Source organism: Streptomyces sp. SID3212, from assembly GCF_009865405.1.
Lineage (GTDB): Bacteria > Actinomycetota > Actinomycetes > Streptomycetales > Streptomycetaceae > Streptomyces.
Genome location: NZ_WWJY01000937.1, coordinates 23,714 through 32,692 on the forward strand (window position 1 = coordinate 23,714; position 8,979 = coordinate 32,692).

The window sequence follows — 8,979 nt, forward strand, 5'->3', positions numbered from 1 at the left end:
TGGTCAAGAAGAGGCCGGGTCGCCGCTCTGGCAGCGCGGGCACCAGAAGAGGTTGCGGGCGGCGAGCGGTGCCGTACGGATCTCCGTACCGCAGAGGAGGCAGGGCAGCGCCGCCCTGCGGTAGACGTAGACCTCGCCGCCGTGGTCGTCCACGCGGGGCGGGCGGCCCATGGCCTCGGGGGTGTGCGCGGGGCGGACGGTGTCGATGCGGTTGTTCCGTACGCCCTCGCGCATCAGCTCCACCAGGTCCGCCCAGACGGCGTCCCACTCGGCGCGGGTGAGGTCCTTGCCGGGGCGGTACGGGTCGATGCCGTGCCGGAAGAGGACCTCGGCGCGGTAGACGTTGCCGACCCCGGCGATGACCTTCTGGTCCATGAGGAGGGCGGCGACGGTCGTACGGGACCGGGAGATCCGGGCCCACGCCTTCTCGCCGTCGTCGTCCGGGCGCAGGGGATCCGGCCCCAGCCGGTCGTGTATCGCCCGCTTCTCGGGCTCGGTGATCAGGGCGCAGGCCGTGGGACCCCGCAGGTCCATGTACGCCGTGGCGGAGGCGAGGCGCAGCCGGACGGTGTCCGTGGGCGGCGGGGCGGGGGCGTCCCCGAGGGCGACCTTGCCGAACAGGCCGAGGTGGATGTGGACCCAGCCGGTCCGCCCGAAGCCCAGGAAGAGGTGCTTGCCGTGGGCGTCCACCGTGTCGAGGACCTGGCCGTCGAGCAGGGCCGCGCTGTCGGAGAACTTGCCCTGCGGGCTGCTGACCCGTACCGGCCGGCCGCCGAAGCGGTCGAGGTGGTCCTCGGCGAGGCGGTGGATCGTATGCCCCTCGGGCACGGTGGTCTCCTCGGAAGTGCTGTCGGCATGACGAAAGTACTGCCGGCATGACGGTGCCGCCGGGCGGCCGTTCAGGGGTGCCCGGCGGCACAGGGGTCTCGGGGGTCGTTCAGTCGTTCAGTCCTGCTGCGGGTGGTGCGGCGGGATCGGCGGCAGGACGTGGGTGCTCTCGTACTCCGCGAGCATCTCGATCCGGCGCGCGTGCCGCTCCTCGCCCGAGTACGGCGTGGTCAGGAAGGTCGCGACGAAGGAGGTCGCCTCCTCCTCCGTGTGCATCCGGCCGCCGACGGAGATGACGTTCGCGTTGTTGTGCTCACGGCCGAGCGCCGCCGTCTGCTCGCTCCAGGCGAGGACGGCCCGTACACCCTTGACCTTGTTGGCCGCGATCTGCTCGCCGTTGCCGGAGCCGCCGATCACGATGCCGAGGCTGTCCGGGTCGGCGGCCGTGCGCTCCGCGGCGCGCAGGCAGAACGGCGGGTAGTCGTCCTGGGCGTCGAAGACGTGGGGCCCGCAGTCGACGGGGTCGTGGCCCTGGGCCTTGAGCCACTGGACGAGGTGGTTCTTGAGTTCAAAGCCGGCATGGTCGGAACCGAGGTACACGCGCATGCTCCGAGTGTGGCACGCGTGTCGCAGGGTGACCGTCATCGGGGGCCGGGACGGTACGTGTCAGCCCCGGCGGCCGGCCAGCTTCCACGCGGCGGGCAGCGCGCCCATCGCCAGCGCGGCCTTGAGCGCGTCGCCCAGCAGGAAGGGCACCAGGCCGGCCGAGACGGCGGCGCTCAGCGACAGGTCCGCCGACACGGCGAGGTAGGGGACGCCGACCGCGTAGATGATCGCCGAGCCCAGGACCATCGTCCCGGCCGTCCGGACGACGGACCGGTCGCCGCCCCGGCGGGCCAGCGCCCCCACGACCGTCGCGGCGAGCAGCATCCCGAGGACGTACCCGAGGGTCGGGAAGCCCACGCCGGAGGCGCCCTCGGAGAACCACGGGACCCCGGCCATGCCGAGCAGCGCGTACAGGGCCAGGGAGAGGAAGCCGCGGCGGGCGCCGAGGGAGACGCCGATGAGCAGCGCGGCGAAGGTCTGTCCCGTGACCGGCACCGGCGAGCCCGGGACCGGCACGGAGAGCTGTGCCGCGACGCCGGTCAGGACGGCGCCGCCGACCACCAGGGCGAGGTCGCGCGCGCGGGCGCGGTGGGCCGGGAGGAGGTCGGCGAGAACCACTCCGGTACGGGGGGCGGGGGCGGCGGTGCTCATGGGGACTCCGGCGGTCGTCAGGGTGCGCCGGGCAGGCCGTGGCGTGTTCCGGGCGGGGGACGGTCCGACCGTAACCCGGCCGTCCTGGCCCGATCACCGTCGGACGCCCACAAAGAGGAGGTCAGCGGCTTGTCGGGGGTGTCACACGGCACCTGCCCGCGCCGGAGCCCTCTTGCTGTTAGCGTGCACCTGCATAAGATGTGCAATAAGAGTTTCGGAGGGCTTGGACATGGCCGTTTACACACTTCCCGAACTTCCGTACGACTACGCGGCGCTCGAACCGGTCATCAACCCGCAGATCGTCGAGCTGCACCACGACAAACACCACGCGGCCTACGTCAAGGGCGCCAACGACACGCTGGAGCAGCTCGCGGAGGCGCGGGACAACGAGGCGTGGGGGGCGCTCAACGGCCTGGAGAAGAGCCTGGCGTTCCACCTCTCCGGCCACATCCTGCACTCGATCTACTGGCACAACATGACCGGTGACGGCGGCGGCGAGCCGCTCGCGGCGGACGGTGTCGGGGAGCTGGCCGACGCGATCGCCGCCTCGTTCGGGTCCTTCGCGGGCTTCAAGGCCCAGCTGAGCAAGGCGGCGGCGACCACGCAGGGGTCGGGGTGGGGCGTCCTCGCGTACGAGCCCGTCAGCGGCCGGCTGATCGTGGAGCAGATCTACGACCACCAGGGCAACGTCGGCCAGGGCTCGGTCCCGATCCTGGTCTTCGACGCCTGGGAGCACGCCTTCTACCTCCAGTACAAGAACCAGAAGGTGGACTTCGTCGAGGCGATGTGGCGGGTCGTCAACTGGCAGGACGTGGCGAAGCGCTACACGGCCGCCCGGAAGAACGCCAACAACCTCCTGATCGCCCCCTGACGGGGCGCCTCGGGTGCCTCCCCGCGCGGGAGGCCGCACACGTCCTGCTCGTGATCGTCTTCTCACCCTTCACGGCGGGCGGAAAAACGGACGGCCCTCGCGAGGACATGACTCGCGGGGGCCGTCCTCCGTATCCGTGTATCCGTGCGTGCACGTGCCGAATCGGCCGCACCGGTCGTACTAGTCGAAGATCGGGCCCTGGGTCCGCGTGCGCTTGATCTCGTAGAAGCCCGGGATCGACGCGACCAGCAGCGTGCCGTCCCAGAGCTTCGCCGCCTCCTCGCCCTTGGGGGCCGGGGTGACGACCGGGCCGAAGAAGGCGATCTGCTCGCCGTCCGCGCCGGGCACCGCGATGACCGGGGTGCCGACCTCCTGGCCGACCTTGTCTATGCCTTCCTTGTGGGAGGCCCGCAGCTCCTTGTCGTACGCGTCGGAGTCGGCGTACTCCAGCAGGTCGGCCGGCAGGCCGACGTCGTCCAGGGCCGAGGCGATCGCCTCACGCGTGGGGCCCTCGCCCCGGTTGTGGATGCGGGTGCCGAGCGCGGTGTAGAGCTTGCCGACGACCTCGTCGCCGTGCTTCTGCTGGGCCGCGATCACCACACGGACCGGCCCCCACGCCTTCGTCCGCATCGTCTCGCGGTACTGCTCCGGCAACTCGTCGACCCGGTCCTCGTTGAGGACGGCGAGGCTCATCACGTGCCACCGGACGTCGATGTCCCTGACCTTCTCCACCTCAAGGACCCAGCGGGACGTCATCCAGGCCCAGGGGCACAGCGGGTCGAACCAGAAATCGACGGGAGTCTTCTCGGACATGTCTCTCCTCTGAAACGGGCGTCCCGGGTACCCGCGGGCGCCCGACGGACCTCGACGCTGCAACGTCCCTACCGGACGGCGGCATTCCCGGCTGCCCGGTCACAGCGGCACATGCGAGGATCGTCACTGTTTCGAACGACCTGCAGACGACCCTCGAAACCGACCGACGACCACGAGACCCACGAACGAGTCACGAAGGAGTGCCCGTGCCCGGTGAGAACCTGTCCCGCGACGAGGCCCGTGTACGGGCCGGCCTGCTGTCCGTAGACGGGTACGAGGTGGACCTCGACCTGCGCTCGGCGGTGGGTGAGGCGCCGGACGGCCCCGGGCCCCGTACCTTCCGCTCGGTGACCACGATCCGCTTCCGCTCCGCGGAGCCGGGCGCGGCGGCCTTCGCCGATCTGATCGCCCCGCGTGTGACCGCCGTCACCCTCAACGGCCGCGCCCTGGACCCCGCCGCCGTCTTCGACGGCTCACGGGTGACGCTGGAGGATCTCCGCGCGGAGAACGTGCTGGTGGTCGACGCCCAGTGCGCGTACAGCAGGACCGGCGAGGGCATGCACCGCTTCGTCGACCCGGAGGACGGCGAGGTCTACCTCTACACGCAGTACGAGCCGGCCGACGCCCGCCGGGTCTTCGCCACCTTCGAGCAGCCCGACCTCAAGGCGCCGTACCGCTTCCAGGTGACCGCGCCCGAGGGCTGGCGGGTCTGGAGCAACGGCGCGGGGACCCTGGGCGACGACGGGGTGTGGCGCTTCGCGGAGACGAAGCCGATCTCGACGTACATCACGACGATCCTCGCGGGCCCGTACCACCACGTCACCGACTCCTACCGGCGTACCTTCGACGACGGCACGGTCCTGGAGATCCCGCTCGGCGCGATGTGCCGCAAGGGGCTCGCCCGGCACTTCGACGCGGACGACGTCTTCCTGCTGACCAAGCAGGGCCTGGACTTCTTCCACGACCGCTTCGACTACCCGTACCCCTTCGGCAAGTACGACCAGGCGTTTGTGCCCGAGTACAACCTGGGCGCGATGGAGAACCCGGGCCTGGTGACCTTCCGCGAGGAGTACATCTTCCGCGGCAAGGTGACGCGGGCGTCGTACGAGCACCGGGCCAACGTCATCCTGCACGAGATGGCGCACATGTGGTTCGGCGACCTCGTCACCATGACCTGGTGGGACGACCTGTGGCTCAAGGAGTCCTTCGCGGAGTTCATGGGCACCTTCGCGCTGGTCGGGGCCACCCGCTTCCAGGACGGCTGGATCACCTTCGCCAACAACCGGAAGTCCTGGGCCTACCGCGCGGACCAGCTGCCGTCCACCCACCCGATCACGGCCGACATCCGTGACCTGGAGGACGCCAAGCTGAACTTCGACGGGATCACGTACGCCAAGGGCGCGTCCGTCCTCAAGCAGCTGGTCGCGTACGTGGGACAGGACGCGTTCCTGGAGGGCGCCCGGCGCTACTTCAAGCGGCACGCGTACGGGAACACCAGCCTCGGCGACCTGCTCGCCGTACTGGAGGAGACGTCCGGGCGGGACATGGCCGGCTGGTCACGGTCGTGGCTGGAGACGGCCGGGGTCAACTCCCTGACCCCGGAGGCCGTCCACGACGCCGAGGGCCGGATCACCGAGCTGGCCGTGATCCAGGAGGCCGCCCCCTCCCACCCCGAACTGCGCCCGCACCGGGTGGCGGTCGGGCTCTTCCGGCGTACGGCCGACGGCGATCTCGTACGGTACGCGCGCGTCGAGACGGACGTCGCCGGGCCCAGGACCGTCATCACGGAGCTGGCGGGCGCGGAGAAGCCCGACCTGATCCTGGTCAACGACGAGGACCTGACGTACTGCAAGATCCGCTTCGACGCCGCCTCGCTGGACACCCTGCGCACCCATCTCGGCGCTCTCACCGACCCGCTGGCGCGCGCCCTGTGCTGGTCCGCGCTGTGGAGCCTCACCCGTGACGCGCTCATGCCGGCCCGGGACTTCATCGGTCTGGTGCTCACCCACGCGGGCCGTGAGACGGACATCGGCGTGCTCCAGATGCTGCACGCATGGGCGCGGGGCGCGCTCACCCTCTACGCGGTCCCGGAGTGGCGCGAGGAGGGCGGGCGGCTGCTGGCCGAGGGCGCGCTGCGGGAGCTGCGGACGGCGGAGCCCGGCGGTCAGCACCAGTTGACGTGGGCCCGCTTCTTCGCGGCGGTCGCCACGACGGACGCGGACTTCCAGCTGCTCCAGGGGCTGTTGGAGGGGACGGCCAAGATCGACGGGCTCGACGTCGACCAGGAGCTGCGGTGGGCCTTCCTGGAGCCGCTGACCGCGCACGGCCGCGCGGACGAGTCCGCGGTGGCGGCCGAACTGGCCCACGACGACACGGCGTCGGGCAAGCGGCACGAAGTGCGGTGCCTGGCGGCCCGGCCGTCGGCGGCGGTGAAGGCGCAGGCGTGGGTGCGGCTGGTGGAGTCGGACACGCTGTCGAACGCGCTGGTCGAGGCGACGATCGCCGGGTTCGCCCGGTCGGACCAGCGGGAGTTGCTGGCGCCGTACTCGGAGAAGTACTTCGAGGTGATCGAACGGGTGTGGGCGGAGCGTTCGATCCAGATCGCCATGCATGTGGTGCGCGGGCTGTTCCCGGCCGCGCAGGGCGACCGTTCGACCCTGGAGGCGGCGGAGGCCTGGCTGGCCTCGCACGAGGAGGTGGCTCCGGCGCTGCGCAGGCTGGTGCTGGAGGCGACGGACGACCTGGCGCGGTCGCTGCGGGGGCAGGCGTGCGACGCGGCTGCCGCGGAACGGTGAGTGGTGCCGCGTCCGGGCGGTGAACGGTGGCGGGCGGTGAGTTGCCGCGTTCGAACACCGAGCGGTACGTGATCGGCAGCCGAAGGCCCGTACTTTAGGGCGAGCTTGTCCGGTTTTGCCGACGAACGTGTAACAACGGGTTAGAAGGCGGTCACAGGACGGGCAGACCCCGGGCATGAACAACAACACCCCGGTCACCCCCCGTCCCCTCCGTCACCTCGGCAACGACGTGCGGCACCGCGTGCTCTCGGCCGCGCGGCTGCGCGAGCACGGGGTCGCCGCCGCCCGTGCCGCCGCGCAGTGCCGCCCCGGTGGCCCCTGGCAGCAACTGCTGCCGGGGGTCTACCTGTTGCACCCGGGGCCGCCGACGAGCGAGGAGCGGCTGCACGCGGTCCTGCTGTACGCGGGACGCCCGGGCCCCGAGGCGGCGAAGGGCGTTCCGGCGCAGCCCGGCTCCTCCCCCGGCGGTCGCCCGGCGCCCTCGTCCCGGTCGACGGCCCGCTCGGCGTCCCCGTACGGCGGGGTGATGGTCACCGGTCTCGCCGCGCTCGCCCTCCACGGCTTCGGCTCCACCCCGGGGCTGCGGGCGCTCGACCTGATCGACGTGCTGGTGCCCCGTACCCGCCGGCTGCGCTCCACCGGGTTCGCCCGGCTGATCCGCGCCCACGCCCTGCCCCGGCCCGAGCTGGTGACCGGGGTGCCGGTGGCGCCGGTGGCGCGCGCGGTGGCCGACGCGGTCGCGGAGCTGTCGGACACGGCTGTCGGACGGGCGCTGCTGACCGAGGCCGTGCGGGGCGGACACTGCGAACCTTCCTCTCTCGTACGGGAGTTGAGCCAGGCGCGGCTGCTGGCCCGGCCGCATGTGGTCGACGCGGTGGACGCGCTGCTCGCCGAGGGGCGGTCGCTGGCCGAGGGGCGGCTGTACGAGATGGTGCGGACGTACGCGCTGCCCGACCCGGTCTGGAACGTCGACCTGCGGCTGCCGGGCGGACCGCGCCTGGGCGGGGTCGACGCGTACTGGCCGGAGCAGGCGGTGGCCGTGGAGCTGGACACCCGGGCGCCCCGGGTGGGCGGACCGGGCGGGCCGCAGGACGACGACGCGATCTGGGCGGAGTACGCCCGCAAGCGGGAGCACCTGGAGCGGCTGGGCGTCACCGTCGTGCATCTGACGCCGAGAAAGCTGCGGGAGTCCCTGGAGCAGCAGGCGATGGTGGTCGGTACGGCGCTGACGGCGGCGGACGAGAGGGATCCGGCCGCGTATGTGGAGGTCCTGCCGAGGTGAGGCGGGGCCGGGGCGCAGGAAGAGGGGGCAGGCGCGGCCCGCGCCCGTCCCCTCTCTCCAGGCTCTCCAGGTCTCGGCTCAGCCGCAGAACTCGGCCTCCACGACCTGCCCGGAGTCACCGGCCCAGTCCGCGTTGAAGTTCAGGGAGAGCGCGTGGGTGCCGTCGGCGGTGGTGAAGGCGCCCGAGGAGGAGCCGTGGATCCCGCCGGTGTGGCCCCAGACGACCGTGCCGCAGGACAACCGGGTCTTCTCCAGGCCGAGTCCGTAGCCGGCGACCTCGCCGTCCTCCCCGCTTCCGAGCGCGACGGTGGTCTTCATCTCCTTGAGCTGGGCCGGGGGCAGCAGCCGGCCCGCGAGCAGCGCGCTGAAGAAGCGGTTGAGGTCGGCGGTGTCGGAGATCATGCTCCCGGCGGCCCCCGCCACCGTCGCGTTGAGTTCGGTGACGTCGTGGACCGTCCGCTCCGGGTCGTCGGCGAGGACGGCGTACGCGCGTCCCGACGGCCGCGGCAGCCGGGGGTCCGTACCGGGCAGGCGGGTGCCCGTCAGGCGCAGGGGCCGCAGGATGCGGCGTTCGATCTCGGTGGCGTACGGGCGTCCCGTCACCTTCTCCACGACCATCCCGGCGAGCACGTAGTTGGTGTTGGAGTAGTTCCAGTCCGTGCCGGGGGCGAAGTCAGGCGCGTGCGCCATGGCGAGCGCGACGAGTTCGCCCGGCTGCCAGGTCCGGTAGCGGTTCTTGAGGAAGTCGGTGGTGAAGACCTTCTGCTGGAAGCCGGGGTCGGCGGTGTAGCTGTAGATGCCGCTGGTGTGGTTGAGGAGCTGCCGGAGGGTCACCCGGCGTCCGTCGTGCCCGTTGCCGCTGACCACGCCGGGCAGCCAGTGGTCGACGGTGTCGTCCAGGTCGAGCCGTCCCTCGGCCTCCAGTTGGAGCAGGACGGTCGACACGAAGGTCTTGGTGACGGAGCCGACGCGGAAGCGGTCCCGTGCCCCGCGCTCGCGGCCGGTGGTCGTGTCCCCCACCCCCGCGGTGCCCGACCAGGTGCCGGTACGGGTGTCCACCCGGGTGAGGACGCCGGGCACGCCGTCCGCGACGGCGGCGTCGAGGGCCCGTTGGGTGGCGGCGTGCGGCGCTC

General features: G+C 71.9%; 8 protein-coding genes. 3 read left to right on the top strand and 5 right to left on the bottom strand.

The annotated features are described in order from the left end of the window. Window positions 1–3: 3 nt before the first annotated feature. The 3 genes from GT042_RS27835 to GT042_RS27845 all read right to left on the bottom strand — a co-directional run bounded on the left by GT042_RS27835 (window position 4) and on the right by GT042_RS27845 (window position 2,085). A complete protein-coding gene (locus GT042_RS27835; RefSeq protein ID WP_161311471.1) occupies window positions 4–828 on the bottom strand; it encodes a DNA-formamidopyrimidine glycosylase family protein in 825 nt (274 codons plus the stop codon). Window positions 829–945: 117 nt separating this feature from the next. Next, the gene (locus GT042_RS27840) at window positions 946–1,434 is read right to left on the bottom strand and encodes a ribose-5-phosphate isomerase (protein ID WP_161311472.1); all 489 of its coding nucleotides are present in this window, start codon (window positions 1,432–1,434) and stop codon (window positions 946–948) included. A gap of 60 nt (window positions 1,435–1,494) precedes the next feature. Continuing rightward, window positions 1,495–2,085: a biotin transporter BioY gene (locus GT042_RS27845; protein WP_161311473.1), complete on the bottom strand. Its 591-nt coding sequence runs from the start codon at window positions 2,083–2,085 to the stop codon at window positions 1,495–1,497. 229 nt (window positions 2,086–2,314) lie between these two features. On the opposite strand from GT042_RS27845, the gene GT042_RS27850 reads away from it, so the two are divergent. Continuing rightward, window positions 2,315–2,956, top strand: coding sequence for a superoxide dismutase (locus GT042_RS27850; protein ID WP_161311474.1), 642 nt, complete (start codon window positions 2,315–2,317; stop codon window positions 2,954–2,956). A gap of 180 nt (window positions 2,957–3,136) precedes the next feature. On the opposite strand, the gene GT042_RS27855 is transcribed toward GT042_RS27850, so the two are convergent. Beyond that, window positions 3,137–3,769, bottom strand: coding sequence for a DsbA family protein (locus tag GT042_RS27855; RefSeq protein WP_161311475.1), 633 nt, complete (start codon window positions 3,767–3,769; stop codon window positions 3,137–3,139). A 206-nt stretch (window positions 3,770–3,975) separates the two neighbouring features. Between GT042_RS27855 and pepN the strand changes: the two genes are divergently transcribed. Further along, the gene (gene pepN / locus GT042_RS27860; protein ID WP_161311476.1) at window positions 3,976–6,564 is read left to right on the top strand and encodes an aminopeptidase N; all 2,589 of its coding nucleotides are present in this window, start codon (window positions 3,976–3,978) and stop codon (window positions 6,562–6,564) included. Window positions 6,565–6,739: 175 nt separating this feature from the next. After that, entirely contained in the window at window positions 6,740–7,846 is a 1,107-nt protein-coding gene (locus GT042_RS27865) for a hypothetical protein (protein ID WP_161311477.1), read from the top strand. Between the two features lie 78 nt (window positions 7,847–7,924). Here the strand turns inward: GT042_RS27865 and GT042_RS27870 are convergent. Further along, the coding region (locus GT042_RS27870) for a serine hydrolase domain-containing protein (RefSeq protein ID WP_161311478.1) at window positions 7,925–8,979 on the bottom strand (1,055 nt) is incomplete at its 5' end.